This window comes from Rhodospirillaceae bacterium (assembly GCA_002746255.1).
Classification (GTDB): Bacteria; Pseudomonadota; Alphaproteobacteria.
Genome location: NVWO01000004.1, coordinates 56,752 through 83,027 on the forward strand (window position 1 = coordinate 56,752; position 26,276 = coordinate 83,027).

Sequence of the window (26,276 nt, forward strand, 5' to 3'; positions counted from 1 at the left end):
GGCCAAACAGAAGGTAAAGAATAACATGATCGAAAAGCTGAACCATGTGGCGATTGTTGTCCCCGATCTGGAGGCTGCCTCCAGGCTGTACCGGGAGATGCTGGGGGCTACGGTCTCCGAGCCCAAGGACATGCCGGCAAACGGGGTTACGACCGTTTTTGTTCGGCTTTCGAACACCGACATTGAGCTTCTGCATCCCCTGGGTGCGAATTCGCCGGTGGCGAGTTTCCTTGAACGCAATCCAGCCGGCGGCATTCACCATCTGTGTTATGAGGTCGAGGATATCCTGGCCGCCCGCGATCGCCTGAAGGCGGAGGGCGCGCGCGTCCTCGGCGATGGCGAACCAAAGGTCGGGGCACATGGGAAACCCACCCTCTTTTTGCATCCAAAAGATTTTTGCGGCACGTTGGTCGAACTCGAAGAGGCATAAAATGACGTGGTTGAGCGGTTTTTTTGTCTATGCGATTGTCTGGTGGCTGGTGCTTTTCATGGTGCTTCCATGGGGCGTGCGTCCGCCGGACGTTCTTGAGAAGGGCCATATGTCGGGCGCACCGGACAAGCCGCATATGTGGAAGAAACTCGGTGCGACGACGGCAATTGCGGCTGCTTTTTGGCTGCTTATTCATTTTTTGATCGAAGCCGATCTTCTGTCCTTCCGCCCACCGGATTGAGATGGCGGCAAGCTATTGCGAAATTGCGAAGGACCATCCCGTCCATGGCCCTTTCCATGACTGCGAACATGGCTTCCCGTTAGGGGAAGATGCGGCTTTTTTCGAGCGCCTCTGCCTTGAGATCAATCAGGCGGGCCTTTCCTGGCTAACGGTTTTAAAGAAACGCGAAGCCTTTCAGAATGCCTATCGGGGCTTTGACATTGATCGGGTGGCCGGATTTGCCTCGGACGACATTGACCGGCTTATGGGCGATGCCGGCATTATCCGCAATCGGCGAAAGATCGAGGCGGCGATCGAAAACGCCCGCCGTCTTCAGGTGCTACGCAAGGCAAATGGCACATTCGCGGTCTGGCTTGATTCCCAAGGTTCGCAATCCCTGGGAGAGTGGATAGGAATTTTTCGTAAGACTTTCGTCTTTACCGGCAAGGAAATCGTCAATGAATTCTTGACCGGCACTGGCTATCTGCCTGGCGCGCATGACCTGTCCTGTCCAGTTTATCGGCTTGTTCTGGAAAAGAAGCCCCCATGGACACGGTGGCATGCCGGTTAAGTGCGAAAGTATGTAGGACCTTTGGATGGTTTAACCCTTTTTTAATTATTGGATTGCAGAATAAGGGCTTCCATGAGGTGGCTTGACGGTACTTGTTTCAAAAGACGCATGGGCTGGCTGGCTTATCTTCTGGACGTTTCCTCCCTGAACTGTGGCCGCGACTTTCCCGTCGCGGCCATTTTTCTTTTAAATCAGGTATAATTTTCAGGAACCCTGAGGATTGGAAAAGATTTGCCATGGAAGGCGTGCGGAAATCCTCTTTTAGTGACGGCGCGGCTATTTTGTTTGTGGCTCTGGCTGGGCTGGCGTTTTTTGGCCTGTCCTTCGCCGCCCGGGCTGCCGAAGAAACCCATAGCCTGGGTGGGCGGACGGTCACGGTCAGCCAGGCGGATTGCCTGAAACTCACCAAGCATGTGCCGTCGGCGGATGTGGCCTATAAGCCCGGGGTGGACGTTCGCGGTCGCGCAGTCACGCCTGCCGAGACTGGGGGCAGCCATTCGATTGTGCCGCCGAATAATTTTACCGTCGATATCACGGTCCGCCTGGACAAGCGCTTTAATATTCCAGTGACGCCGGATTTGTACCAACCGGAAGCCACTATCGGCACGATTACCATCGAAGGGGATAAGGCCTATTTCAATGGTCAGCCTCTGGTTACCGAATCGATTAACAAACTGGCGGAAATTTGCAGCAAACTGGCCCAGGGAAAGTAGACCTTTCATTGCAATAGGTGCGTCCTTTGCCTAAGGTTTTCTGCGGCGGCCATGGTCAGGAAATGTCCTGCATATCCATCGCTGTCGTTTGATTTTTGTACAGGTACGCATGCATTTATCCCGCTATTTTCTTCCGACCCTGAAAGAGACGCCCGCCGAGGCGCAGGTGGTTTCACACCGGCTTAGCCTTCGGGCCGGCCTGGTTCGCCAGACGAGCGCCGGGATCTATGCCTGGCTTCCTCTTGGCCTGCGGGTTCTCAAAAAAGTTGAACAAATCGTGCGGGAAGAACAGGACCGGGCCGGGTGTCAGGAGGTTCTGATGCCGACGGTGCAACCGGCGGAGCTGTGGCGGGAAAGTGGCCGTTACGACGATTACGGCAAGGAAATGCTGCGTTTCTCAGATCGTCATGGGCGCGAGATGCTCTATGGGCCGACGAACGAGGAAATGATTACGGAGATTTTCCGGCACCACGTCAAAAGTTATCGCGATCTGCCGAAGAACCTTTATCAGATTCAATGGAAATTCCGCGACGAAGTGCGCCCACGCTTTGGCATCATGCGTGGCCGCGAATTTCTGATGAAGGACAATTATTCCTTCGATTGTGATTTTGAAGGTGCGAAGCGATCCTATGAAAATATGCACGCCACCTATTTGCGGACATTCGCCAGAATGGGGCTTCAGGCAATTGCCGTGCGCGCCGATCCGGGTGCCATCGGCGGCAGTTTAAGCCAGGAATTCCATGTTTTGGCAGAGACGGGCGAGAGCAAGATTTTCTATGACGTCGCGCTGGATGCCATCGATGCCGGTGACATTGAAGGCGCGCGCGCGCTTTACGCCTGTGCCGAGGAAAAACACAACCCGGCGGCGTGTGATGTGCCGCGCGATCGCCTGCGCGAAGCGCGTGGCATCGAGGTCGGCCATATCTTTTATTTCGGCACGAAATATTCCAAGGCGATGAATGCGACCGTGACCGGAGCAAATGGCGAAGAAATCGTCGTTGAAATGGGTTCCTACGGCATTGGTGTTTCGCGACTGGTCGGCGCCATCATCGAGGCATGTCATGATGAAAAGGGGATCGTTTGGCCGGAAGCGGTGGCCCCATTCAATGTCGGCCTTGTGAACTTACGGGTCGGGGATGAGGCATGTACGTCTGCGGCGGATGGGATTTATGAAAAACTTCGGAACGCCGGTGTCGAGGTTCTTTATGACGACCGTAAAGAAAGACCCGGCGTAAAATTCGCGACGATGGAGCTTATCGGTCTTCCCTGGCAACTCGTCGTAGGGCCGCGCGGGATTGCCGCCGGGGTTGTAGAACTCAAGCGCCGCGACAGTGGCGAAAGCGAAGAACTTTCCATTGATGCGGCGCTTGCGCAGCTCGTGGGTTGAGGATGTTCTCTCCCTTTGAACGGATGGTGGCCGGACGTTATTTGCGGGCACGACGCAAAGAAGGGTTTATTTCGATCATTGCCGGGTTTTCGTTGCTGGGCATCGCCCTGGGCGTGGCGACGTTGATTGTCGTGATGTCCGTTATGGGAGGGTTTCGCGAAGAATTGCTGACCCGGATTCTGGGGCTGAACGGGCATCTCAGCGTTTATGGCATGGGGACGCCGTTAGACGATTTCGACGCGTTGAAAGACAAGCTGCTCACCGTCGAGGGTGTCGAAATGGCGGCACCACTGATCGAAGGCCAGGTCATGGTTACGGCGAACGGCGTTGCCCGTGGTGCCATGGTCCATGGGCTTAGGCGTAATGACCTGCTTGCCCGAAAGATTGTGGCCGAGAACATTCAGGAGGGAAGTTTTGATTCCTATGGCGATGGCGACACGATCGTTCTAGGCAAACGCCTGGCCGACAGGATGGGTTTGAACGTTGGCGATAGCCTCACCCTGATTTCCCCACAAGGGAACACGACTGTTTTCGGCACCGTGCCGCGCACACGCAGCTATATTCTTGGTGCAACCTTCGAAGTTGGCATGTTCGAATATGACAGCGCCTTTATCTTCATGCCGCTTGAAGCCGCGCAGCTGTTTTTCCGCTTAAAAAACAAGGTGTCCGGCATCGAGGTCATGCTCACCGATCCGGACCAGGTTGATGCTATTGGCCGTCGCATTGTCGAGGCGGCGGGCGAGGGCAAGCGCATCTACAATTGGCAGCAGGCAAATGCCAGCTTCTTTAATGCCATTCAGGTTGAACGGAATGTCATGTTTCTCATTCTGACCCTTATCGTTGTGGTCGCCGCCTTTAACATCATTTCCAGTCTGATCATGCTGGTGAAGGACAAGGGCCAGGACATCGCGATCCTGCGTACGATGGGGGCGACGCGTGGCATGATTATGCGGATATTCTTTCTTTGCGGTGCCGGGGTTGGGGTGACGGGGACACTTCTTGGCTTTGCCCTGGGGCTTGCCTTCACGCTGAACATCGAAACGATCCGTGTTTGGCTGGAGGGGCTTACCGGGACCGATCTGTTCGCCGCCGAAATTTATTTTCTTGCGCATTTGCCCGTAAAAATTGATTGGATGGAGGTGATGGCCATCCTGTTGATGGGGCTAGGCCTTTCAGTTTTGGCGACGCTCTATCCATCCTGGCGGGCGGCGCGGCTGGACCCGATTGAGGCGCTTCGCTATGAGTGAGGCGGTCCTTCGTCTGGATGCTGTCATGCGAAGCTACGTTCAGGGGGGCGTGCGCCTCGATGTGCTTTGCGACATGTCCCTGGACGTGAAGCCGGGTGAGATCGTCGCGCTTCTTGGACCTTCTGGTGCGGGGAAATCGACGCTTTTGCACATTGCCGGGCTTCTCGAACGGCCCAATGCCGGCGAGGTGTGGATAAAGGGACGGGCCTGCGGCCGCCTTTCCGATTCAGCCCGGACGGAAGCCAGGCGTCGGGATGTTGGGTTTGTTTATCAATTTCATCATTTGCTTCCGGAATTTTCGGCACTTGAAAACGTCGCCTTGCCGCAGATGATTGCCGGCGTTCACCGTCAAACAGCAATGGATCAGGCGATGGAACTTCTTGAAACCCTTGGCCTTGGCGCGCGCGTTACGCACCGTCCGTCCGAACTTTCCGGCGGCGAGCAGCAACGCGTTGCTATTGCCCGTGCCGTGGCCAATCGTCCGGCCATTCTGTTGGCGGATGAGCCGACCGGAAATCTTGATCAGAAGACGGCGGATGCGGTTTTCGAAGAAATCGTCGCTCTTGCTCGCAAGACGGGTCTGGCGGCGCTGGTGGCGACCCATAATCTGGAACTGGCTGGGCGCATGGACCGCACGCTTTCCATTCAGGATGGCGGCATTGTTGGAAATTGACGCAATTGGAACAATTTTCTGTGGATAACTCGGCATTCTTTTTCTTGAGGCGCTGACAAACGCGGTCGTCTATGGAATTCTTCACGAAGACTTCTTCGCCGGATAAAAATTTATGCCAATTGCCAGCTTCGTTCATCTGCGCGTTCATAGCGCCTATTCGCTTCTCGAAGGCGCGCTTAAAATTCCAGCGCTTGTCAAGCGTTGCCGCGATGAACGGATGCCTGCCGTCGCCGTTACGGATACGAACAACCTTTTTGGGGCCCTTGAATTTGCGACCACCGCTGCGGAATCGGGTATCCAGCCGATTCTCGGCTGCCAAATTTCCCTGGCCGATGAAACGGAGAAGGGTTCAGAAAAACATGGGCAGGCGCGTGACAGCATCGTTCTTCTTGTGCAAAGCAAGGCGGGCTATCGCAGCCTGATGCAGCTGGTAAGCGGGGCGTATCTTCAATCAGCGTCTGAGACGGCCCCCTGTGTGACACTTGAAGATCTTGAAGCCACAAGCGAGGGGTTAATCGCCCTTACCGGTGGTTCGAAAGGTGCCCTTGGGCGTCTTCTTCTCGATGGCCAGGAGACGGCAGCAGAAGCACTCTTGCTTCGCCTGGCAAAAATTTTTCCATCTCGGCTTTATATCGAAATTCAGCGTCACGGCATGGTGGAAGAAGACGCGACGGAAGCCGGTTTTCTTGACCTTGCCTATCGGCACGATCTTCCTCTGGTGGCAACAAACGAGGTCTTTTTTTCGGACAAAACCATGTTTGAGGCCCATGACACGCTTCTCTGCGTGGCCGAAGGCGTTCAGGTTTCGAATGCCAACCGCCGCAGAGTAACGCCCGAGCATCGTTTCAAATCCGCCGACGAAATGCGGACTCTTTTCGCAGACCTTCCCGAAGCGGTCGACAACACCCTGGTCATCGCCAGACGGTGTGCCTTTTTGCTGGAGGCGCGGTCGCCTTTCCTGCCGGCCTTTCCGACGTCGTCTGAAGAAAGCGAGACGGAGGCGCTGCGCACGCAGGCCGAGGCCGGATTGGAAACGCGGCTTGCTACCCAGGTTTTGACGCCGGAAATGGACGCGGAAGAGAAAGCGTATCTGGCTAAGCGTTACCGGGAACGTCTTGATTACGAACTCGATGTTATTAACCGGATGGGTTATCCCGGCTATTTCCTTATCGTTGCCGATTTTATCCAATGGGCGAAACGCGAAGGCATCCCGGTGGGGCCGGGGCGTGGGTCCGGGGCGGGGTCTGTCGTTGCATGGTCTCTTACGATCACGGACATTGACCCGCTGCGCTTTGGGCTGCTTTTCGAGCGATTTCTGAACCCGGAACGCATCTCGATGCCTGACTTTGACATCGATTTCTGTCAGGAGCGGCGCGACGAGGTGATTTCCTATGTTCAAAAAAAATACGGATATGACCGCGTAGCTCAAATCATCACGTTCGGAACCTTGCAGGCGCGGGCCGCGCTGCGTGACGTTGGGCGTGCGCTTGGCATGCCGTATGGGCAGGTGGACCGGCTTTGTAAACTGGTGCCTTTCAACCCGGCCAACCCGGTCCATCTCAAAGAAGCGATTAAAGGGGAGCCCCGCCTGAAGGCGTTGCGCGATGAGGACCCCACAACCGCGCGTTTGCTTGATATCGCCATGAAGCTGGAAGGGCTTTACCGCCATGCTTCGACCCATGCTGCGGGCGTTGTCATCGCCGACCGTCCGCTAGTCGAGCTCATTCCCCTTTATCGGGATCCTCGTTCCGATATGCCGGTGACGCAGTTTTCGATGAAATATGTCGAAAAGGCGGGGCTTGTAAAATTCGATTTTCTTGGCCTGAAGACTCTGACCGTTATCGCGCGCACGCTGGAGCTTCTGAAAAAACGGGATGTGGAGATTGATATCTCCCTGGTGCCGCTTGACGATAAAAAAACCTACGAGATGTTTGCTGTTGGTGACACGATTGGTGTATTCCAGTTGGAAAGTTCGGGTATGCGGGACGTGCTCAAGCGCATGCAGCCGGACTGCTTCGAGGACATTATTGCGCTTGTCGCGCTTTATCGTCCCGGCCCGATGGACAACATCCCCCGTTACATTTCCTGTAAGCACGGACGCGAGAAGCCGGATTACCTGCACCCGCTTCTTGAAGGCATCCTGAAAGAGACCTTTGGTGTCATTATTTATCAGGAACAGGTGATGCAGATTGCCCAGGTGCTTTCGGGCTTCACCTTGGGCTCTGCCGATATTTTGCGCCGGGCCATGGGGAAGAAAATCAAGGCCGAGATGAAAGCCCAACGGCAGCATTTCATCGATGGCGCGGTGGCGAAGGGCGTTGCGGAGAAGAAGGCTGCCGATATTTTTGTTCATGTAGATAAATTTGCCGGCTATGGCTTTAACAAGTCGCATGCGGCGGCTTATGCGTTCGTCGCTTATCAAACAGCGTATCTAAAGGCGAATTACCCCGTTGAGTTTATGGCGGCGCTGATGTCGTTTGACATGAACAACACGGACAAACTAAGTGGGCTTTGGCAGGAGCTGACGCATCTCGATATTGCGTTGCTACCGCCCGACGTTAATCGTTCCGAGGCAGCTTTTGTGGTCGAAACGACAGAAGCGGGGGACGCTGCAATCCGCTATGCGCTGGCGGCGTTGAAAAATGTCGGTGCCCAGGCCATGGAGCATCTTGTCGGTGAGCGCACCAAAAACGGGCCTTTCCGGGATATTTATGATTTCGCTTCCCGGCTGGACCCACGCATGATGCACAAACGTCAGTTTGAAAGCCTGGTCCAGGCTGGGGCTTTCGATGCGCTGTGTGAGAACCGGGCCCAGGTTTTTGCCGGCATCGAGTCATTGACGGGCTATGCAAACGCTATCCAACAGGCGCGCGTCAGCCGGCAAACGAGTCTTTTCCAGGAGAGCAAGGAAGCGCCCCCCAATTTCCTTCCCAACGTCACGGAATGGGAAATGATGGAGCGCCTACGCCGAGAGTACGCTGCCGTCGGCTTTTACCTTTCGGCACATCCTCTGGATGCGTATGCGCGTGTGTTGGAACGGTTGCAGGTGGTCGCAGCAATCGATCTTTCCGACCGTTTGGCGAATGGCACGGTGGTGCGTGTGCTGCTCGCGGGAACGGTGATTGGCAAGCAGGAACGCACTTCTGCCAAGGGAAATCGCTTTGCTTTCGTGCAGCTATCGGATTCGAGCGGTGCTTATGAAATTCTTATTTTTTCGGACTTGCTGGTAAATGCGGGCGAGCTTCTCGAATCCGGCATGCCGCTTCTGATTACGGTGGACGCCAAGATGGAGGGGGAGACCATTCGCCTGGCCGCTCAAAAAATCGAGGCGTTGGACAAAGTGGCCACCGTCACCGGCGGCAAGATCGCGATTTTCCTGCGCGATTCCAGCCCCCTGGATGGGCTTAATGAATTGATTTTAAATGAGAAGTCTGGCCGGGGTGTTGTTTTGCTGGTCTTTCCGCTTGGCGATGAAACCGAGGTTGAGATGCGGATTCCGGGTCACTTCGCCCTCACAGTGAGGACCCGCGAAGCGATCCGGCGCCTTCCGGGCATTGTCGAGGTTCGAGAAAGCTAGGCACTTTCTTCTAAAAGCCCCTGTTTCCAACATTTTTGCTTGAAAATTAGGGTAGGGACGGCTATGTAGCTGCCAATTACAACTTCGCACGCGGGATGCGGTCCCGGGACGTTGGCCATGATGGCTTCGTCTCGACAAGGCCGATCCGGTGTTCGGGGCCAGGTGGCACCGAATGTTTTTCCCGCGGAGGCATAACCGGAGAAGACGAGGAAAAAATGGCACTTCCAACCTTTACGATGCGCCAGCTTCTTAAAGCCGGCGTTCATTTCGGTCATGTCGTTCGGCGGTGGAACCCGCGGATGGCCCCCTACATATACGGGACTCGCAACGGCATCCATATCATCGATCTCGATCAGTCGGTGCCGCTTTTATACCGGGCAATGAAGGAAGTTCGCAGCGTTGTTGCAAACGGCGGTCGCGTACTTTTCGTTGGTACGAAACGCCAGGCATCAGAGAAAATTGCGGAAGAGGCAGCCCGCTGTGGCCAGCACTACGTGAACCACCGTTGGCTTGGCGGCATGTTGACGAATTGGCAGACGATTTCACGGTCGATTCGACGCCTGAAGGAACTCGAAGAACAATTGGCCGCCGAGCAGACCCTGCTCACCAAAAAGGAAACCCTTCAGCTAACTCGTGAGCGGGACAAGCTGGAGCGCGCCCTGGGTGGCATCAAGGACATGGGCGGCCTTCCCGATATTCTCTTTGTTATCGATACCAATCGCGAAGAACTTGCCATCAAGGAAGCCATTAAACTGAATATCCCGATTATTGCCATTCTTGATAGCAACAGCGACCCAGAGGGCATTACCTATCCGATCTCTGGCAATGACGATGCCATTCGGGCAATCGGCATCTATTGCGACCTGATTTCTGGTGCGGTGATTGACGGCTTGCAGGAAGAACGGCGGGTGTCGGGCGACGACGTTGGTGCCGATGTTGAAGCCGGCGAAGCAGATGAGAAAGCTGTTGCTGAGACGCCCCAGAAAGCTGTTGCTGAGCAGGCGGTCGCCACCGAGGCGGAAAAACCAAAACCGTAACGCCGGCACCTGAATTCCAGGATAAATTTTAATAAAAACAGTAAGTTAAATAAATTATCTTAGAGATAGGTTTCGTCATGTCCAATGTTTCAGCCAAGATGGTCAAGACACTTCGCGAGAAGACGGGTGTCGGCATGATGGATTGCAAGCGCGCCCTTTTAGAAACCGATGGCGATGTTGAAGCCGCGGTCGATTGGCTGCGGAAAAAGGGGATTGCTTCTGCTGCCAAAAAGTCAAGCCGGGTTGCCTCGGAAGGGCTCATCGGCATCGCGATCAATGGGGGCAATGGCGCGATTGTTGAAATCAACGCCGAAACGGATTTTGTTGCTCGCAATGAGGTGTTTCAGGGCTTTGTAAGCAAGGTTGCCAAAACGGCGCTTGGCGAAAACGGCGGCGGCATTGAAGCCTTGCAGCAGGCGAGCCTTGGCGAGGGTAAAACCATCGCCGAAACGCTAACGGAGCTTGTGACGACGATCGGCGAAAATCTGGACCTGCGCCGAGAAGGGGTTCTTCGCGTCGAGCCCGGTATCGTTGCATCCTACATTCACAACGCGATTGCTTCGAATCTTGGAAAAATTGGCGTTCTTGTTGCCCTTGAATCGACCGGGGATGCGGAAAAGCTGCGCCGCCTTGGCAAGACGCTTGCGATGCACATTGCCGCTGCCAACCCGCAAGCCATCACTCTTGACGGTCTGGATGCCAACGCGCTGTCGCGGGAAAGGGAGATTCTTTCCGAACAGGCCCGCCAAAGCGGAAAACCGGAAGAAATCATCGCCAAAATGGTCGAAGGCCGCTTGCGGAAATATTACGAGGAAGTGGTGCTTCTTGAGCAGACCTTTGTTGTCGATGGGGAAACGAAGGTGGTCGATCTCATCGAGGAAGCGGCAAAGGACATCGGTGCACCGGTCCGGGTGGCCGGTTTCATCCGTTTTATGCTTGGAGAAGGTGTCGAACGCAAAGAAAGCGATTTTGCCAGCGAAGTCGCGGCCCAGCTTGGGAATTGAGGCCGGCTGGCGTCTTATGGGCGCGTATGCCATCATTGCCGCGGGTCTTTTCCTTCGGCCCTGAAGGCTTGGTCCGCACAAGGCGTGCGTAGGAAAAAGGCATTGGGCATGGAAGCCGCAACCTCCCCCAAAACATCCATTCTTTATCCGCGTGTTTTGCTGAAGGTTTCCGGCGAAGCACTCATGGGGACCTCAAGCTATGGGGTCGATCCAGCCGCTCTCGAACGTATCGCCACGGACATTGCTGATGTTCACCATATGGGGGTCGAGATATGTCTGGTCGTTGGCGGCGGGAATATCTTTCGCGGTATTTCCGGCGCTGCGCAAGGGCTTGAACGGACCAGCGCGGACCATATGGGGATGCTGGCAACCGTGATCAATGCGCTTGCCGTTCAGAACGCCCTGGAACAACTGAACATTCCCACCCGCGTTCAGTCGGCCATTCCAATGGAAAGCATTTGCGAACCCTATATCCGTCGCCGCGCGGCGCGTCATATGGAAAAAGGGCGTGTCGTCATTTTCGCTGCCGGGACGGGGAATCCATTTTTTACGACGGACACGGCGGCAGCGTTGCGGGCGGTGGAAATGGGTTGCAGCGCAATCTTCAAGGGCACCCAGGTGGATGGCGTCTATAGTGACGATCCCCATAAGGTTCCCGATGCCACGCGGTACGATCGTTTGACATATCTCGACGTTATTTCACGCAATCTGGGGGTCATGGATACCTCGGCAATTTCGCTTGCGCGGGACAATGCGGTTCCCATTGTGGTGTTTTCAATTCACGAGCCCAAAAATTTTGCTCGGGTACTTCAGGGCAAGGGCCGTTTTACCCTTATTGGGGACGAGGAAGGAAGGCAGGGTTCATGACCACAGCCGATCTGAGCGATCTTCAACGGCGCATGGAGGGTGCGTTGGCAGCCTTGGAAAAGGAATTTCGGGGGCTGCGTACCGGTCGCGCGTCAATCACGCTGCTGGAGCCGATTGTCGTCGATGCCTATGGTAGCCCAACGCCGATTACGCAGGTTGGCACGATTGGCGTGCCGGAGCTGCGCATGCTTTCGGTCCAGGTTTGGGACAAGGGCAACGTGAAAGCGGTGGAAAAAGCCATCCGCGAATCCGGCCTGGGCCTGAACCCGATCGCGGAGGGGCAGGTTGTGCGGGTTCCGATTCCGGAACTTACAGAAGACCGCCGAATGGAATTTGCGAAGGTTGCTGGAAAATATGCGGAGCAGGCGAAAGTCGCGGTACGCAACGTACGCCGTGATGGCATGGACGCGTTGAAAGACCTGGAAAAAAATGGGGAAATTTCCAAGGACGAACAGCGTGCCCAGTCGCAGAAAATTCAATCATTGACCGATGATTACATTCATAAGCTCGAAAAATCTCTGGAAGCTAAAACCCAAGAAATTTCACACGTCTAGAAGAATGGAAGCCGTTCCGAATTTAAGCGAGCCTATTTCCATGCCAAAGCACATAGCCATTATCATGGATGGCAATGGGCGCTGGGCTGCAGCGCGCCACTTGCCGCGCGCCATTGGACACAAACGTGGTGCCGAGGCCGTGCGACGGACCGTCAAGGCCGCGAAAAATCTTGGAATTTCTTACTTAACGCTTTTTGGGTTTTCTTCGGAAAACTGGAAACGGTCGCACAGTGAGATCCTGGATTTGATGCAGTTGCTGCGCTTTTACCTGCGCAATGAACTTGAAGAAATGATGAAAAACGGCGTTCGATTGCGCATCATTGGGGATCGCGCCAAGCTCGATCCGGACATTGTTACCCTGATTGAGGAAGTCGAAGCCGCGACAGTGAAGAACACAGGTGTTAACCTTACCCTTGCGCTCAGCTATGGCGGCCGTCACGAAATTGTTGAGGCCACGCGTAAAATTGCCAAAGAAATAGTGGCAGGAAAGATCTCTGCCGAAGATATTTCCGAATCTATGTTCGCAAATTATCTGGAAACCGCGACCATTCCGGATCCCGACCTTATTATCCGGACAAGCGGCGAGAAACGCATAAGCAACTTCCTGCTCTGGCAGTCCGCGTATACGGAATTCGTGTTTCTTGATAAATTCTGGCCGGACTTTACACAGAAGGATGTTGAGGATGCCGTCCGTGAATTCGGAAATCGAGAGCGACGATACGGCGCAGCCGATTCCTAAGGGCGGATCGTCGCTTTTGCGTCGGATTGCATCGGCGGTGGTTCTCGCTCCAGCGGTTCTTGCGGTCGTTTATTTCGGTTCACCCTATTTCGAAATCCTCATGACGCTTGTGGCGGTGGGGCTTGCCTATGAATGGGCCAGGCTATGTGGCGGTGGCGGGGTCCATCCGGCGGGCTGGGCGTTGCTGGCGCTGGTGCTGTTGATCGTTTGTGCGGCCATTGCGGGGCCTGACCGGGTGGCAATCAGTTTGTTGGCTATCGGGGCCGTCAGTCTCTATCTTTTAGGCCGTTTCGGCGAGGGCGCGCAGGTCACATGGCTTGCTGGTGGCGTCCTCTATGTTGCCGCACCTTGTATTGCCTGTCTTTGGCTGCGTGCCGATCCGGAAAGTGGAAGGGCAGTTTTTTTCTGGCTTCTTGGCGTGGTCTGGACGACGGACATTGCGGCATATGCGTTTGGGCGTGCAATTGGGGGGCTGAAACTTGCGCCGCGCATCAGCCCCAACAAAACTTGGGCAGGCCTTGCCGGGGGCGTTTTTTGCGCAGGTTTTGCCGGATGGGCAATTGCTTACGGGTTCGGTTTTCCGCGCCCGGAATGGCTTGGCGCTTTTGGCGCCTTGCTTGCAATCGTTGCGCAAGGTGGTGATCTTGTTGAATCCGCTGTGAAGCGGCATTTTGACGTGAAAGATACCGGGCGGCTCATTCCCGGCCATGGCGGATTGATGGATCGCCTTGATGGCGTGCTGGCCGCCGCACCGGTCGCCGCGCTTGTGAAGCTGTTTACAGGAGACTGGATTTTTCCATGACATTGCAGCAAATGCGAAAACCACAGAATAGGCCGAAGCGGGTAACAATCCTGGGTTCGACCGGTTCGATCGGCTGCAACACTGTGGAATTGCTTGCAGCCAATCCCGAAGCTTATGAAGTCGTCGCGCTAACGGCGAATAGCAACGTTTCCCTATTGGCAGCCCAGGCCCGCCAGCTTGGTGCACGGCTTGCTATCGTCGCCGATCCTGATCGCTATGGCGAATTAAAGGCCGCGCTTGCCGGGACGGATGTCGAAGTGGCGGCGGGCAAAGAAGCGCTCGTTGATGCGGCAACGCGGCCGGCGGATTGGATGATGGCAGCCATCGTTGGTGCGGCCGGGCTTGCGCCTACGCTTGCGGCCATTCGCTGCGGTGGCATCGTAGGGCTTGCCAATAAGGAATGTCTCGTTTGTGCCGGGGACCTGATGCTTGCCGAGATTAGCAAAAGTGGCACAACCCTGTTGCCGGTTGATTCAGAACACAATGCGATCTTTCAGGTTTTGGACATGGAGCATGTCGAAGCGGTCGAGAAGATCACGCTGACCGCTTCCGGAGGCCCGTTTCGAAAATTTTCTTACAAGGCGATGTCGGACGTAACGCCGGAGCAGGCGGTCGCGCATCCAAACTGGGACATGGGCGCGAAAATTTCCGTGGATTCAGCAACGATGATGAACAAGGGGCTGGAACTCATTGAGGCCTTTTACCTGTTTCCGGTAAAAAAAGACCAAATTGATATTCTGGTTCACCCGCAATCCGTGATCCACAGTATGGTGTCCTATACCGATGGTTCCGTGCTGGCACAGCTCGGCATGCCAGATATGCGTACGCCGATTGCTTATGCGTTGGGTTGGCCGGAACGAATCTCAGCACCTTCGCCCCGGCTTGACCTTGCTGCGGTCGGCCAGCTTACCTTTGAAGCCCCTGATTCAGATAGATTCCCGGCGATCAAGCTTGCCCGCCAGTCCTTGCAAAGCGGCGGAGGCGCACCTACAATCCTGAACGCTGCAAACGAGGTCGCCGTTGCAGGCTTTCTTGCCGGCAAGATTGGTTTCCTGGAGATTGCGCGCATTGTTGAGGAAACACTGGAGCACATGGCGGCACCAGAGCTCCATACGCTGGAGGATGTCTTTGAAATGGATGCCAGCGCCAGGCGGCATGCTTCGGGATTAATCTAGCCACAAGGCCTTTATCAGCCATCCATCAGAAACCAACTAGGAATCGAATGCCGTGATCGAGTTTTTTATTGGAATATGGGATTATGTGATCCCATTCCTTCTCATTCTCACGGTGCTCGTTTTTGTCCATGAAATGGGGCATTACCTGGTTGCGCGCTATAATGGTGTGCGCATCGAAACCTTTTCCATCGGTTTTGGGCCAGAACTGTTTGGATGGAACGACAAGGTAGGTACGCGCTGGAAGTTCAGCATGCTGCCCTTGGGCGGCTATGTGAAGATGTTTGGCGAGATGGACCTTGATGAGGAAAGCGACAAACCCCCGCTCTCAGACGAGGAAAAGGAGCTTTCCTTCGTTCACAAGCCACTACACCAGCGAGCTGCCATTGTTGCGGCGGGGCCAATCGCCAATTTCTTATTTGCGATTTTGGCGTTTGCCATTCTTTTTTCTACCTTTGGCCAGCCCTACACCGTGCCTGATATCGGGGGCGTTCAGGCCGGCAGCGCGGCCGAAGCGGCAGGCTTGCGCTCTGGCGATGTTGTGCTGCGGATTGACGGTTCTTCGATCAATCGTTTTGAGGACATCAAACAGGTTGTTGGCCTGAATACCGGCTCTCCGCTAGAAATCATTGTCGAGCGGGATGGCGGGGAAGTGACGGTTGTTGCGACGCCCGAACGGGTCGAGATCACGAATCGCTTCGGGCACGTTCAGACGGTTTCCCGTTTGGGAATCCGCAGTGCCGGCATGAACTATCTTCTCCGGGATCCTGGAACGGCACTTTGGGAAGGAACGAAAGAGACGGTGGCTTTTACAGCGCTAACGCTGAAAGCCCTCGGCCAGATGATTTCCGGAACGCGCGGGGCCGATGAATTAAGTGGCCCGATCGGCATTGCACAAATGTCCGGTGAGGCGGCCCGGGGTGGCTTCGCGACGTTGCTTTGGTTTATGGCCATCCTTTCTATCAATTTGGGACTGATTAACATCTTTCCTATTCCTCTGCTGGATGGCGGGCATCTTTTCTTTTATGGGATCGAGGCCATAATCGGCAGAGCGCCAAGCGCGAAATTGAGGGAGATTGGGTTCCGTCTTGGTCTTGCCATGGTGCTGACCTTGATGGTTTTTGCCACCTGGAATGATCTTTCCCGTCTTCCGGTGGCGGATTATTTCCGAGGTCTTTTCTCTTGATGCATTGGCAACAGGCCGTTGGCTGGAAGTCGTGCGTGTACGTGGCAGCGCTGTTTGCGCTGTTGTTCTTTAATGCCCCTGTGTCGGCGCAGGATTTTCAGACCGGCGAGATGATCGAGCAGGTGAGAATCCAGGGTACGCAGCGAATCGAGCCGGAAACCGTCCACTCCTACATGCTTATTCGCGCGGGCGACAGCTACGACGCCACACGGGTGGACCACTCGCTAAAAGCCCTCTTCGCTACGGGATTGTTTGCCGACATCACGATCCAGAGAGAGGGCAATGCGTTAATCGTTCACGTCGTTGAAAACCCGATCATCAGCAATGTCGTCTTTGAGGGTAACGAGGAAATTGAGGACGAAAGCTTTGAGGAAGAGGCGCAGTTAAAGGCGCTTTCCGTTTATTCCCGGACAAAGGTACAAAGCGACGTTCAACGCATTCTTACCCTTTACCGTCGTCGCGGCTATTTTGCGGCAACGGTTGCGCCAAGCATCATCCAACACCAGCAAAACCGCGTAACTCTGGTTTATCAAATCACGGAAGGTCCGGTCGCCGGCATCCGTCGAATTAGTTTCGTCGGCAATAAAATATTCTCGGACAATAAACTGCGCAGCGTTGTAATAAGCCGCATATGGAAATGGTACCGGTTTTGGGCGCAAGACGATACGTATGACCCAGACCGGCTGACATTTGATCGCGAGCTTTTGCGACGGTTTTATATGCAGAACGGTTATGCGGAATTTGTGGTTGTTTCCGCCGTTGCCGAAATCACCCCGGATCGAGAAGCCTTTTTTATCACCTTTACGATTGATGAAGGGAAGCGCTTTCATTTTGGGCAGGTTTCAATTCGCAACGAATTGCAACGGTTTGATGCAAATCTTCTGCGCAATGAAGTCACGACCCTTGAAGATGCCTGGTACAATTCCAACAAGGTAGATGACACGGTCGATAGGATAACCGACGAGTTGGGTGTGCTTGGCTACGCCTTCGTGGACGTTCGACCGATTGTTGATCGCGATTTCAAAAGCAAAAAGGTCAAAATCACCTACCATATCAAGGAAGGGGAACGCGTTTACGTAGACCGCATCAACATTCGTGGAAACGAACGAACCGTTGATCATGTGATTCGAAGAGAAATGCGTTTTGCAGAAGGGGACGCATTCAACGCAGCGAAAATGAACCGTTCCAAACAACGCCTTCAAAACCTGAACTACTTTGAAACCGTTGAAGTGACGAAGGAACCGGGGGATGAGCCGGATAAGACGGATATCAACGTAGATGTGGAAGAAAAATCCACGGGTGATTTCAGCATTGGCGTTGGATTTTCAACATCGGCCGGTGCCCTTCTGGAACTGGGAATTACCGAGCGAAATCTTTTGGGGAAGGGGCAGACCCTGGCCCTCAAGCTCAACGTTGCCGAAAGACAACAGGAGCAAAGCCTGAGTTTCACGGAACCCTATCTTTTTGGTAAGGAACTGAGCGGGGGGGTCGAAATTTTCAGGCGTTCGTTCGATCAAGAAGATTTCAGCTCGTTCAAGCTTGAGCAAGTTGGCTTTACCATTCGCATGGGCTATCCATTGGCAGAGCACCTGCGTGAGAGCTGGAGCTACACATTGCAGAAGGATGACCTTCGCGACGTTCCTTTTTTCGCCTCCCGTTTTGTGCGTGACCAGGAGGGGAATTTTACGGCGTCAGTGCTTGGGCACTCGATTGGTTATGACAAGCGCGACAATGCCCTGAAGCCGACGGAAGGCTATTTTGGGGTTCTGAGGACCGATGTGGCCGGACTAGGCGGCAATGTAAAGTTCTTGCGTAATAATTTGAGTGGCGGCTATTTTTATTCCCTGGATGATGATCGAAAATGGGTTGTCAGCTTGCGTTCCGCTGTGGCCTACGTCGCCCGGCTTGGAAGTGCGGACATACGAATAAGCGATCGGTTTTTCCTGGGAGGGGATAATCTTCGGGGTTTTGAGAATAGCGGCGTTGGTCCGCGCGACATTCTAACGAATGACGCTTTAGGCGGTAACTTCATGTACAATGGCGGCGTCGAGCTGAGGGTGCCGCTTGGGCTAAAATCCAGTGGCATTTCGGCGGCTCTTTTTATCGATTTTGGCACGCTGACAAGCGTGGATGCGACGGGACCGGAGGTGCGCGATAAGTCTAACCTTCGCATGTCCGCGGGGTTCGGAATTTCTTGGGAYTCGCCTTTTGGCCCCATACGGGGAGACTTTGGCATTCCAATCCTCAAAGAAGGTTTTGACGAGCAGGAAATTTTTCGCTTTAGATTCGGAAAAGTCTTTTAGAGAAAAKAAAACCTTAAAAATTCAGGTGTTATGATTATGAAAAATTACATGCGATTCATCCCAGTCCTGCTTGGCACATTTCTATTGTCGGCTGTGGCCGCTATGCCAACTCATGCTCAGACCGCTCCTGCAACAAGCATCGCCGTCGTAGATATGTCCGTCATTATCAGCAAGGCGAAGGCATACGTTCAGCTTCGCGAACAAATGGACAAGCTTACGCAGGATTTGCAGGCGGACGCCAAGAACATGGAAGAAGAGTTCACCAAACAACGCGAAGATCTTGTCCGCCAGAAAACCCTTCTTTCGCCGGACTCCTTCAAGCAGCGTCAGGAAAAATTTCAGAGTAAGTTTATGGCAGAGGCGAAGGGCTTCGATACACGTAAAACAAATTTACGCGCGACTTTCGACAAGGCCGTTGGCCAGATTCAACAGAAACTTGCAGAAATTGCTTCCAATGTCGCCCAGGCTCGCGGGTTTAACATCGTCATAACGGGAGATAGCGTCCTTTATGCTGTCCGTGGCTTTGATGTCAGCGAGGATGTCCTAAAGCAGCTGGACGAAGCCCTTCCCAAGGTGAATTTGGCTAAGTAGGGAGGTTTCTTTTTGCCGGACCCCCGTTTTTTTTCATCTGCTGGCCCCTTTACGCTTGCGCAAATTTTCAAGATTGCTGACGTGCCTGTGCCAAAGGGCGTGGACTCAAAGCGTATTTTTGAGGACATTGCGTCATTGGATCAGGCGGATGCCTGTCACGTAAGCTTTCTGGACAATCGAAAATATTTGCCGCTTTTTGAAAACAGCAAGGCGGGACTTTGTATCGCGCACCCGGATATGGCGGGCCGTGCGCCGGCTGGAATGATTTTGCTGGAGACGGCAAAACCCTATCGAACCTACGCGCGTGTTGCCGCAGCTTTTTATCCACCGGCAACGATTCGGCCCGGGATTTCCGACTTGGCGAGCGTGGATCCAACGGCGAAAATTGGTGTGGGCACGGCTGTCGAGGCGGGGGCCGTTATCGGTGCCCATGCGGAAATCGGCCCGCGTTGCTGGATCGGACCAAATGTTGTGATTGCCGAAAATGTACAGATCGGCGACGATTGTAAAATTGGTGCGTGTGCATCGATAAGCCACGCTATCCTGGAATCACGGGTAACAATCTATCCAGGCGCCAGGATAGGCCAGGACGGGTTTGGGTTTCACCCGGATCAGGAAGGGCATTTGCGGGTTCCCCAATTGGGCCGGGTTCTTGTTCATGATGATGTCGAAATTGGCGCAAATACGACAATTGACCGCGGCGCGAATGCCGACACGGTTATTGGCGCTGGATGCATGATCGACAATCTTGTGCAGATTGCCCATAACGTTCATTTGGGTAAGGGCTGCGTGCTGGTTTCCCAGATAGGTATTTCCGGAAGCACGAAGCTTGGTGATTATGTGTTCATTGGCGGGCAGGTCGGAATGACTGGGCATCTTGCGATAGGCACGGGTGCTCGCATCGGGGCGCAGTCTGGCGTCATGCGGGATGTGGCTCCCGGGGAAACTGTTGGAGGAACCCCCGCCGTGCCCATTAGACAATATCATCGTCAAACGACCACTCTAGCCAAATTGGCGAGGAAAAAGGGAAACTGAGCGGTGGCGAAAGAAATAAAAAATGATAGCGATTTGGACGTTCTGCAGATTATGCAGAAACTACCTCATCGTTACCCATTTTTGTTGATTGACCGATTGACCGAAATTGTTCTTGGCGAGAGTGCGACGGGCATTAAAAATGTCTCGATTAACGAGCCGTTTTTTCATGGGCACTTTCCGAACGAGCCGGTTATGCCGGGGGTTCTGATTATCGAATCCATGGCCCAAACGGCAGGATGCCTCGTGGTTCACACCTTGGGATCCGAGGCGGAAGGTAAGCTCGTTTTTTTCATGTCGATCGAAAATGCGCGTTTTCGCAAGCCGGTCGTTCCCGGCGATCAGATGCGTGTGTATGTCGAAAAAAAGAAACGCAGGGCGAATATCTGGAAATTCACCGGCCTTGCCAAGGTGGGTGAGCAAGTGATGGCGGAAGCGACCTTTACCGCGATGATTATGGATCGCTGATGTCTATAAAAATTCATCCAACGGCCATTGTTGAGTCGGGCGCCAAGCTGGGCGAGGACGTTACGATCGGCCCTTATTGTTGTGTCGGCCCAGAAGTCGAATTGGGGGACGGAGTCTCGCTTGTTTCGCATGTCGTTGTGCATGGACAAACAAAAATAGGCGAGAAAACAAAGATTTATCCCTATGCATCTATCGGGCACCCACCGCAGGATTTGAAATATGCCCGCGAACCATCCAAGCTTATCATCGGCAGCCATAACGTTATTCGCGAGCATGTAACGATGAATCCGGGTACGGAGGGCGGTGGCCTGATTACCCGCGTCGGCAGCCATTGTTTGTTTATGATAGCTTCGCATGTCGCACATGATTGCAACGTCGGCGATCACGTTGTCATGGCGAACAATGGCACCCTTGGCGGTCATGTGAAGGTTGGCGAATACGCCATTATCGGTGGCCTTTCGGCGGTTCATCAGTTCGTCCGCATCGGCAGGCATGCCATGGTTGGCGGCATGTCCGGCGTCGAGAACGACGTCATTCCATACGGTTCGGTTATGGGCAATCGGGCGTATTTATCCGGCTTGAACATTATCGGTCTCAAGCGTCGGGAATTCTCGCGCGATGCGATCCATACGCTTCGCAACGCCTATCGCCTCTTATTCGCTGAGGAAGGGACCCTGGCAGAGCGTCTTACGGATGTTTCCGAACTTTTTGAAAAGAACGAGACGGTTCAGGAAATTGTCACGTTCATTCAAGCGGATTCTTCACGATCTATCTGTCAGCCCAAGGCGGGGCATGCCGAATAAACTTGGAATCATTGCCGGCAATGGCGCGTTGCCGGAAAGGATTGTTGAAGCCTGCCGATCAAAGGGGCGGGAATGTTTTGTTCTGGCCTTGAAAGGGCATACGAACTCGAAAACGGTTGCAAACGTGCCCCATGCCTGGGTTCGCCTGGGCGCGGTTGGCACCGCCATCAAGCTTTTGCATGAAGCCGGAGTCAAAGATCTCGTGCTTGCCGGCCCCGTGGGCCGCCCCACGCTTGCCTCTCTGCGCCCGGACGTAAAGGGGGCCATGCTTTTGGCAAAGGCGGGCGTCGCCTCTTTAAGCGACGATGGGTTGCTTCGCATGGCGATTAAGGCGTTGGAAACGGAGGGGTTTCGTGTGGTGGGAGCCGAAGACGTGTTCGACGAACTGCTGACGCCGGAAGGTGTGCTTGGAAAACTTGCGCCGGATCGTTCCGCCGAGGCGGACATCACCCGTGGCGTTGAAATCGCACGCGCTATCGGTTTCTTCGATGTCGGCCAGGCCGTCATCGTCCAGCAGGGAATTGTCCTCGGCGTAGAAGCGGTGGAAGGAACCGATGCCCTGATCGATCGGGCCGGCCGCCTTCGACGTGAAGGTCCGGGCGGCGTCCTGGTAAAAATTAAAAAACCGATGCAAGAGGCCCGGGCGGATTTGCCGACGATCGGAATGGCCACGGTGCAGGCAGTGGCAAAGGCGGGCCTTTGCGGAATTGCCGTCGAGGCCGGCGGTTCACTCATCATCGACCGTACCCACGTGATTGAAGCCGCCGACCGGGCCGGTCTTTTTCTTGTCGGAATCAAGGTGCCATTATGACCGGTGGGCATGGCCCGGATGCCGGGCCGCTTTTCTTCATCATCGCAGGCGAGCCTTCAGGCGATTTGCTGGGCGCGCGTCTGATGGCGGCGCTTCGTGAGCGTTTGGGCAAAGGCGTCCGTTTTTACGGCATTGGTGGCGAGGGGATGTTGCGGGAAGGGCTTGAAGCCCTCTTTCCAATGCGGGACATTGCCCTTATCGGGATTGCGGAAATCTTGCCCCATCTGCCGTTGCTTCTGCGGCGAATTCGCGAAACGGTTGCGGCGATCAAGACGGCGCGGCCCGTTTCCCTGATTACAATCGATACGCCAACCTTCAGCTATCAGGTTGCGCGCAGGCTAAAGGGTTCGGGGATTCCGGTTGTCCATTACGTGGCGCCTCAGGTCTGGGCCTGGAAACCGCGCCGTGCGAAAAAACTTGCCCGTGTGAATGATTTGTTGCTCACGCTGCTTCCTTTCGAGCCACCAATCTTTAAGAAGGAGGGTCTTCCCAGCATCGCCGTCGGCCACTCGGCCATTGAATCGGGTGCAGGTACAGGGGATGGGCCATATTTTCGGGAACGGCACAACATTCCGCCGCTTTCCCCGGTGATTGCCATGCTACCAGGAAGTCGCCATTCTGAAACTTCACGGCTGCTGCCGGTCTTTGGTGATGCGCTTGCCTTGCTGCGGGTCCGCTATCCACGATTGCATGCGGTTGTACCAACCGTCTCGGTCGTTGAGGAAGAAGTTCGAACGGCAACAGCCAACTGGCCGGTGCCGACGATCGTCATAAAGAACGATGACGAAAAATGGGATGCCCTGTCTGCCAGTGAAATTGCCGTCGTTGCCTCCGGTACGGCGACCGTCGAAGTCGCGCGAGCCGGCCTTCCGATGGTGGTCACCTATCAGGTTAATCCGGTTACCGCCTGGCTCCTTCGTCGCATGTTACGCATTCCCTACGTCGCGCTCGTGAATGTTATTTTGAACCGGGAAGTCTTACCGGAGCTTCTTCAGGAAAACTGCAACCCAAAAATGCTGGCGGACAGCCTGATCCGCCTGCTACAGGATCCGGCGGCCCGCGAGTTGCAAAAACGTGACGTCAAAGAAGCGCTTCTGCAATTGGGGGAAGGGGATGAACTTCCTTCAAGACGCGCTGCGAGTGCGATTCTCGAATTTTTAGAAAAACGGGCAGCTTCTAGCTAGACGGCTGGCCTTTTATGGGGTGAGGCGTCGCCGTTTATTTGCGTTTTTCGACGGGGACAAAGCTGCGTTCCGTGGCACCGGTGTAAAGCTGTCTTGGGCGCCCGATTTTCTGTTCCGGATCCTCGATCATTTCCTGCCATTGCGCAACCCAGCCAACCGTGCGCCCAAGGGCAAACATGACGGTAAACATGGAGGCTGGAATTCCCATCGCTTTGAGAATAATGCCGGAATAGAAATCGACATTTGGAAAGAGTTTTTTCTCAATAAAATAGTCGTCTTCAAGGGCAATGCGCTCAAGCTCCATCGCCAGTTCCAGAAGGGGCTCGTTTTTTACGCCCAGATCGTCAAGCACCTCGTGAGCCGATCCACGAAGGACGGCGGCACGTGGGTCATAGTTTTTGTAAACACGATGGCCAAAACCCATGAGGCGAAACGGGTCGTTTTTATCCTTCGCACGCTTGATAAATTCTGGCACGCGATCTTTCGATCCAATTTCCTGCAACATGTTGAGGACGGCTTCGTTTGCGCCGCCATGCGCAGGTCCCCAAAGTGAGGCAATTCCAGCCGCGATACAGGCATATGGATTGGCGCCGCTCGATCCGGCAAGGCGCACGGTCGAGGTTGAGGCATTTTGCTCGTGATCGGCATGAAGAATGAAAATCTTATCCAAGGCGTTGGCGAGCACCGGGTTTTTCTTATAATCTTCGCAAGGTACCGCAAACATCATACGAAGCGTGTTCTCGCAATAGCTCAGATCGTTTCGTGGATAGATGAATGGTTGTCCAAGCGAATATTTAAAGGCCATTGCTGCAATCGTCGGAAGTTTTGCGATAAGACGATGCGAAGCAACCATCCGTTGGTGAGGATCGTTGATATCGAGGTTGTCGTGATAGAAGGCGGCAAGCGCACTTACGACGCCGCAAATTATGGCCATTGGATGTGCGGCACGTGGAAACCCGCGTAAGAAAAAGCCGATCCGTTCATCCACCATCGTGTGGTAAGTGATGTTGTGTTCGAATTCCTCTTTTTGCGTGGCGTTTGGAAGTTCCCCGTGAAGCAGTAGATAGCAGACTTCCAGATAATCGCTTTTTTCGGCAAGTTCCTGAATGGGATAGCCGCGGTAACGCAAGATGCCTGCTTCACCATCGATGTAGGTGATCTTTGAGCGGCAACTGGCTGTGGACGTGAAGCCAGGGTCGTAGGTGAAGCAGTCAGTCGTGGCGTATATCTTGCGGGCATCAATCACGGATGGCCCGTCCGTACCGTCAAAAACCGGCAGTTCGTATTTATCGCCTGTCCGATTGTCGATGAGGGTAAAAGAAGGCTCGGTCTGCTTTTTATTCATTCCTGTTTGTCCTTGCCTCTAGATAGACAGCCTCTAGATCTGTGTCGTAGCTCACCCTTCATCAAAGGCTTTTTCTGCCTCGTTTTATGCGTGACAAGCCTGTTCGAAGGGAAAAATTTTCAGCCCGTAATCTATCCTAGGGGAGGACATCACGCAAACGATTCAGCACCTCGGCCTTGCCAAGAATAGCCATAACCTCAAAGATTCCAGGCGATGCGTTGCTGCCCGTAAGCCCTGCCCGCAGGGGCTGGGCCAGTTTTCCGAGTTTTATGCTATCGGCTTCAGCCAAATCCTGGATTGCCGCTTCCAGAGCGTCCTCTTTCCAGGAATCAAGTTCGGTAAGTCTTGCGGCGATCTTTGCGAGATATGCCTGCCCTTCCTCATTCAGTAATTTTTCCGCTTTTTTATTCAGCGGGATCGGATGGCTGCGAACATAGAACGTGGCATTTTCGGCAAGTTCGTTCAGGTCTTTTGCGCGTGCTTTCAATCCCGGCATTGCGAGAAGAAGCCGCTTCTCGTTCTCGGTTGTAAGTTTTTTATCAAGAACGCCTTCTATTTTTGGGGCAATCAGCCCAACAAGCCGCGCGTCTTTCTCTTCGCGCAAATAATGGCCGTTCAGATTTTCTAATTTTTTTAGATCGATCCTCGCAGACGAGCGACCGACGGCATCCAGGCCAAACCATTCGATGGCCCGGTCCGTTGGGATAATTTCCTCGTCACCGTGGCTCCACCCAAGGCGAAGAAGATAGTTGCGAAGCGCTTCTGGAAGGAAACCCATTTCCCGATACGCGTCGACCCCGATGGCGCCGTGGCGCTTGGACAGTTTGGAACCATCGGGCCCATGAATGAGGGGCAAATGGGCAAATTTTGGAGTCGGCCACGACAAAGCGCGATAAATCTGGGTCTGGCGAAAGGCGTTTGTCAGATGATCGTCCCCCCGGATGACATCCGTAATTCCCATATCGTGGTCATCAACCACAACGGACAGCATATAGGTTGGGGTGCCGTCGGCACGCAGCAGCACCATATCGTCCAGTTGCGCGTTTTCGACGGTCACATCTTTTTGAACAAGATCGTGGATAAGGGTTGTTCCATCGAGAGGGGACTTGAAACGGATGGTTGGTTTTACGCCCGCTGGCGCTTCCGATGGGCCGCGGTCTCGCCAGCGCCCGTCGTAACGGACAGGCTTTCCTTCCCGTTTTGCCGTTGCCCGCATTTCCGTAAGTTCTTCTGGGGAACAATAGCAATAATACGCCAATCCGTTTTTAAGCAGCTCATTTGCTATTTCGATATGGCGATTCGCTCGCAGGCTTTGATAGACGGGCTCTTCATCGGCGTCCAATCCCAGCCAATGCAGCCCGTCGAAGATCGCATCAACGGCTTCTTTCGTAGAGCGCAAACGGTCCGTGTCCTCAATGCGAAGCAGAAAGGAGCCACCGTGGTGGCGTGCATAAAGCCAGTTAAACAGAGCGGTTCTGGCACCTCCAATATGGAGGTAACCGGTTGGACTTGGGGCAAAACGCGTGATGATAGACATGCTTCTCGACAGGTGTAAGGAAT

Annotated in this window: 25 protein-coding genes; 23 read left to right on the top strand and 2 right to left on the bottom strand. The window is 54.3% G+C overall.

Annotation, left to right across the window (positions count from 1 at the left end; genetic code table 11):
* The first annotated feature begins 25 nt into the window (after positions 1-25).
* From mce to lpxB, 23 genes are all read left to right on the top strand, one after another.
* Positions 26-430: a methylmalonyl-CoA epimerase gene (mce, locus tag COA65_04005; GenBank protein PCJ60391.1), complete on the top strand. Its 405-nt coding sequence runs from the start codon at positions 26-28 to the stop codon at positions 428-430.
* A 1-nt stretch (position 431) separates the two neighbouring features.
* Positions 432-671 (top strand): hypothetical protein, encoded by a 240-nt coding sequence (locus COA65_04010; protein PCJ60392.1) that lies wholly within the window; start codon positions 432-434, stop codon positions 669-671.
* 1 nt (position 672) lies between these two features.
* Positions 673-1,221 carry a DNA-3-methyladenine glycosylase gene (locus COA65_04015; GenBank protein ID PCJ60393.1) on the top strand — a complete coding sequence of 183 codons (549 nt, stop codon included), beginning with the start codon at positions 673-675 and terminating at the stop codon, positions 1,219-1,221.
* A gap of 236 nt (positions 1,222-1,457) precedes the next feature.
* Positions 1,458-1,934 (top strand): hypothetical protein, encoded by a 477-nt coding sequence (locus COA65_04020; GenBank protein PCJ60394.1) that lies wholly within the window; start codon positions 1,458-1,460, stop codon positions 1,932-1,934.
* A gap of 109 nt (positions 1,935-2,043) precedes the next feature.
* Positions 2,044-3,321 carry a proline--tRNA ligase gene (locus tag COA65_04025; GenBank protein ID PCJ60395.1) on the top strand — a complete coding sequence of 426 codons (1,278 nt, stop codon included), beginning with the start codon at positions 2,044-2,046 and terminating at the stop codon, positions 3,319-3,321.
* Positions 3,322-3,323: 2 nt separating this feature from the next.
* Complete coding sequence (locus COA65_04030) at positions 3,324-4,568, top strand: lipoprotein-releasing system transmembrane subunit LolC (protein PCJ60396.1); 1,245 nt, start codon at positions 3,324-3,326, stop codon at positions 4,566-4,568.
* Complete coding sequence (locus tag COA65_04035; protein PCJ60397.1) at positions 4,561-5,241, top strand: ABC transporter; 681 nt, start codon at positions 4,561-4,563, stop codon at positions 5,239-5,241. Before COA65_04030 ends, COA65_04035 begins: the two co-directional genes overlap by 8 nt.
* A 112-nt stretch (positions 5,242-5,353) precedes the next feature.
* Positions 5,354-8,818, top strand: coding sequence for a DNA polymerase III subunit alpha (locus COA65_04040; GenBank protein ID PCJ60398.1), 3,465 nt, complete (start codon positions 5,354-5,356; stop codon positions 8,816-8,818).
* Between the two features lie 215 nt (positions 8,819-9,033).
* A complete protein-coding gene (rpsB, locus tag COA65_04045) occupies positions 9,034-9,855 on the top strand; it encodes a 30S ribosomal protein S2 (protein PCJ60471.1) in 822 nt (273 codons plus the stop codon).
* A 77-nt stretch (positions 9,856-9,932) separates the two neighbouring features.
* Positions 9,933-10,859: an elongation factor Ts gene (locus tag COA65_04050; protein PCJ60399.1), complete on the top strand. Its 927-nt coding sequence runs from the start codon at positions 9,933-9,935 to the stop codon at positions 10,857-10,859.
* A gap of 108 nt (positions 10,860-10,967) precedes the next feature.
* Positions 10,968-11,726 carry a UMP kinase gene (locus tag COA65_04055; protein ID PCJ60400.1) on the top strand — a complete coding sequence of 253 codons (759 nt, stop codon included), beginning with the start codon at positions 10,968-10,970 and terminating at the stop codon, positions 11,724-11,726.
* The gene (locus COA65_04060) at positions 11,723-12,280 is read left to right on the top strand and encodes a ribosome recycling factor (GenBank protein PCJ60401.1); all 558 of its coding nucleotides are present in this window, start codon (positions 11,723-11,725) and stop codon (positions 12,278-12,280) included. Before COA65_04055 ends, COA65_04060 begins: the two co-directional genes overlap by 4 nt.
* A gap of 4 nt (positions 12,281-12,284) precedes the next feature.
* Positions 12,285-13,019, top strand: coding sequence for a di-trans,poly-cis-decaprenylcistransferase (locus COA65_04065; protein PCJ60402.1), 735 nt, complete (start codon positions 12,285-12,287; stop codon positions 13,017-13,019).
* Entirely contained in the window at positions 12,964-13,821 is an 858-nt protein-coding gene (locus tag COA65_04070) for a phosphatidate cytidylyltransferase (protein PCJ60403.1), read from the top strand. Before COA65_04065 ends, COA65_04070 begins: the two co-directional genes overlap by 56 nt.
* Positions 13,822-13,832: 11 nt before the next feature.
* Complete coding sequence (locus tag COA65_04075) at positions 13,833-14,996, top strand: 1-deoxy-D-xylulose-5-phosphate reductoisomerase (GenBank protein ID PCJ60404.1); 1,164 nt, start codon at positions 13,833-13,835, stop codon at positions 14,994-14,996.
* Positions 14,997-15,129: 133 nt separating this feature from the next.
* Positions 15,130-16,179 carry an RIP metalloprotease RseP gene (rseP, locus tag COA65_04080; GenBank protein ID PCJ60472.1) on the top strand — a complete coding sequence of 350 codons (1,050 nt, stop codon included), beginning with the start codon at positions 15,130-15,132 and terminating at the stop codon, positions 16,177-16,179.
* Entirely contained in the window at positions 16,179-18,482 is a 2,304-nt protein-coding gene (gene bamA / locus COA65_04085; GenBank protein PCJ60405.1) for an outer membrane protein assembly factor BamA, read from the top strand. Before rseP ends, bamA begins: the two co-directional genes overlap by 1 nt.
* A 30-nt stretch (positions 18,483-18,512) precedes the next feature.
* A complete protein-coding gene (locus COA65_04090; protein PCJ60406.1) occupies positions 18,513-19,073 on the top strand; it encodes a hypothetical protein in 561 nt (186 codons plus the stop codon).
* A 12-nt stretch (positions 19,074-19,085) separates the two neighbouring features.
* Positions 19,086-20,108, top strand: a complete 1,023-nt coding sequence (gene lpxD / locus COA65_04095) for a UDP-3-O-(3-hydroxymyristoyl)glucosamine N-acyltransferase (GenBank protein ID PCJ60407.1) — start codon at positions 19,086-19,088, stop codon at positions 20,106-20,108.
* A gap of 51 nt (positions 20,109-20,159) precedes the next feature.
* Positions 20,160-20,573, top strand: coding sequence for a 3-hydroxyacyl-[acyl-carrier-protein] dehydratase FabZ (gene fabZ / locus COA65_04100; protein ID PCJ60473.1), 414 nt, complete (start codon positions 20,160-20,162; stop codon positions 20,571-20,573).
* Positions 20,573-21,376 (top strand): acyl-[acyl-carrier-protein]--UDP-N-acetylglucosamine O-acyltransferase, encoded by an 804-nt coding sequence (locus COA65_04105; protein PCJ60408.1) that lies wholly within the window; start codon positions 20,573-20,575, stop codon positions 21,374-21,376. The genes fabZ and COA65_04105 overlap by 1 nt, the downstream gene beginning before the upstream one ends.
* On the top strand, positions 21,366-22,187 hold the full coding sequence (locus COA65_04110) for a UDP-2,3-diacylglucosamine pyrophosphatase (GenBank protein ID PCJ60409.1): 822 nt from the start codon (positions 21,366-21,368) through the stop codon (positions 22,185-22,187). The genes COA65_04105 and COA65_04110 overlap by 11 nt, the downstream gene beginning before the upstream one ends.
* Positions 22,184-23,371, top strand: coding sequence for a lipid-A-disaccharide synthase (gene lpxB, locus COA65_04115; GenBank protein ID PCJ60410.1), 1,188 nt, complete (start codon positions 22,184-22,186; stop codon positions 23,369-23,371). The genes COA65_04110 and lpxB overlap by 4 nt, the downstream gene beginning before the upstream one ends.
* Before the next feature lie 34 nt (positions 23,372-23,405).
* Here lpxB and gltA read toward each other — a convergent pair whose 3' ends face one another.
* Together gltA and COA65_04125 are read right to left on the bottom strand one after the other, a co-directional pair.
* Complete coding sequence (gene gltA, locus COA65_04120; protein PCJ60411.1) at positions 23,406-24,716, bottom strand: citrate (Si)-synthase; 1,311 nt, start codon at positions 24,714-24,716, stop codon at positions 23,406-23,408.
* Positions 24,717-24,852: 136 nt separating this feature from the next.
* On the bottom strand, positions 24,853-26,253 hold the full coding sequence (locus tag COA65_04125) for a glutamate--tRNA ligase (protein ID PCJ60412.1): 1,401 nt from the start codon (positions 26,251-26,253) through the stop codon (positions 24,853-24,855).
* Between the last annotated feature and the right edge of the window lie 23 nt (positions 26,254-26,276).

Excerpts from the sequence above, each read along its gene's own strand:
- fabZ (PCJ60473.1), top strand. The coding sequence starts at position 20,160 with ATGCAGAAACTACCTCATCGTTACCCATTTTTGTTGATTGACCGATTG.
- COA65_04070 (PCJ60403.1), top strand. The coding sequence starts at position 12,964 with ATGCCGTCCGTGAATTCGGAAATCGAGAGCGACGATACGGCGCAGCCG.
- COA65_04075 (PCJ60404.1), top strand. The coding sequence starts at position 13,833 with ATGCGAAAACCACAGAATAGGCCGAAGCGGGTAACAATCCTGGGTTCG.
- COA65_04010 (PCJ60392.1), top strand. The coding sequence starts at position 432 with ATGACGTGGTTGAGCGGTTTTTTTGTCTATGCGATTGTCTGGTGGCTG.
- rpsB (PCJ60471.1), top strand. The coding sequence starts at position 9,034 with ATGGCACTTCCAACCTTTACGATGCGCCAGCTTCTTAAAGCCGGCGTT.
- COA65_04110 (PCJ60409.1), top strand. The coding sequence starts at position 21,366 with ATGCCGAATAAACTTGGAATCATTGCCGGCAATGGCGCGTTGCCGGAA.
- mce (PCJ60391.1), top strand. The coding sequence starts at position 26 with ATGATCGAAAAGCTGAACCATGTGGCGATTGTTGTCCCCGATCTGGAG.
- COA65_04025 (PCJ60395.1), top strand. The coding sequence starts at position 2,044 with ATGCATTTATCCCGCTATTTTCTTCCGACCCTGAAAGAGACGCCCGCC.
- COA65_04030 (PCJ60396.1), top strand. The coding sequence starts at position 3,324 with ATGTTCTCTCCCTTTGAACGGATGGTGGCCGGACGTTATTTGCGGGCA.
- COA65_04090 (PCJ60406.1), top strand. The coding sequence starts at position 18,513 with ATGATTATGAAAAATTACATGCGATTCATCCCAGTCCTGCTTGGCACA.
- COA65_04125 (PCJ60412.1), bottom strand. The coding sequence starts at position 26,253 with ATGTCTATCATCACGCGTTTTGCCCCAAGTCCAACCGGTTACCTCCAT.
- COA65_04055 (PCJ60400.1), top strand. The coding sequence starts at position 10,968 with ATGGAAGCCGCAACCTCCCCCAAAACATCCATTCTTTATCCGCGTGTT.
- COA65_04035 (PCJ60397.1), top strand. The coding sequence starts at position 4,561 with ATGAGTGAGGCGGTCCTTCGTCTGGATGCTGTCATGCGAAGCTACGTT.
- rseP (PCJ60472.1), top strand. The coding sequence starts at position 15,130 with ATGGGGCATTACCTGGTTGCGCGCTATAATGGTGTGCGCATCGAAACC.
- COA65_04060 (PCJ60401.1), top strand. The coding sequence starts at position 11,723 with ATGACCACAGCCGATCTGAGCGATCTTCAACGGCGCATGGAGGGTGCG.
- COA65_04065 (PCJ60402.1), top strand. The coding sequence starts at position 12,285 with ATGGAAGCCGTTCCGAATTTAAGCGAGCCTATTTCCATGCCAAAGCAC.
- COA65_04040 (PCJ60398.1), top strand. The coding sequence starts at position 5,354 with ATGCCAATTGCCAGCTTCGTTCATCTGCGCGTTCATAGCGCCTATTCG.
- COA65_04050 (PCJ60399.1), top strand. The coding sequence starts at position 9,933 with ATGTCCAATGTTTCAGCCAAGATGGTCAAGACACTTCGCGAGAAGACG.
- COA65_04020 (PCJ60394.1), top strand. The coding sequence starts at position 1,458 with ATGGAAGGCGTGCGGAAATCCTCTTTTAGTGACGGCGCGGCTATTTTG.
- COA65_04105 (PCJ60408.1), top strand. The coding sequence starts at position 20,573 with ATGTCTATAAAAATTCATCCAACGGCCATTGTTGAGTCGGGCGCCAAG.
- gltA (PCJ60411.1), bottom strand. The coding sequence starts at position 24,716 with ATGAATAAAAAGCAGACCGAGCCTTCTTTTACCCTCATCGACAATCGG.
- lpxB (PCJ60410.1), top strand. The coding sequence starts at position 22,184 with ATGACCGGTGGGCATGGCCCGGATGCCGGGCCGCTTTTCTTCATCATC.
- COA65_04015 (PCJ60393.1), top strand. The coding sequence starts at position 673 with ATGGCGGCAAGCTATTGCGAAATTGCGAAGGACCATCCCGTCCATGGC.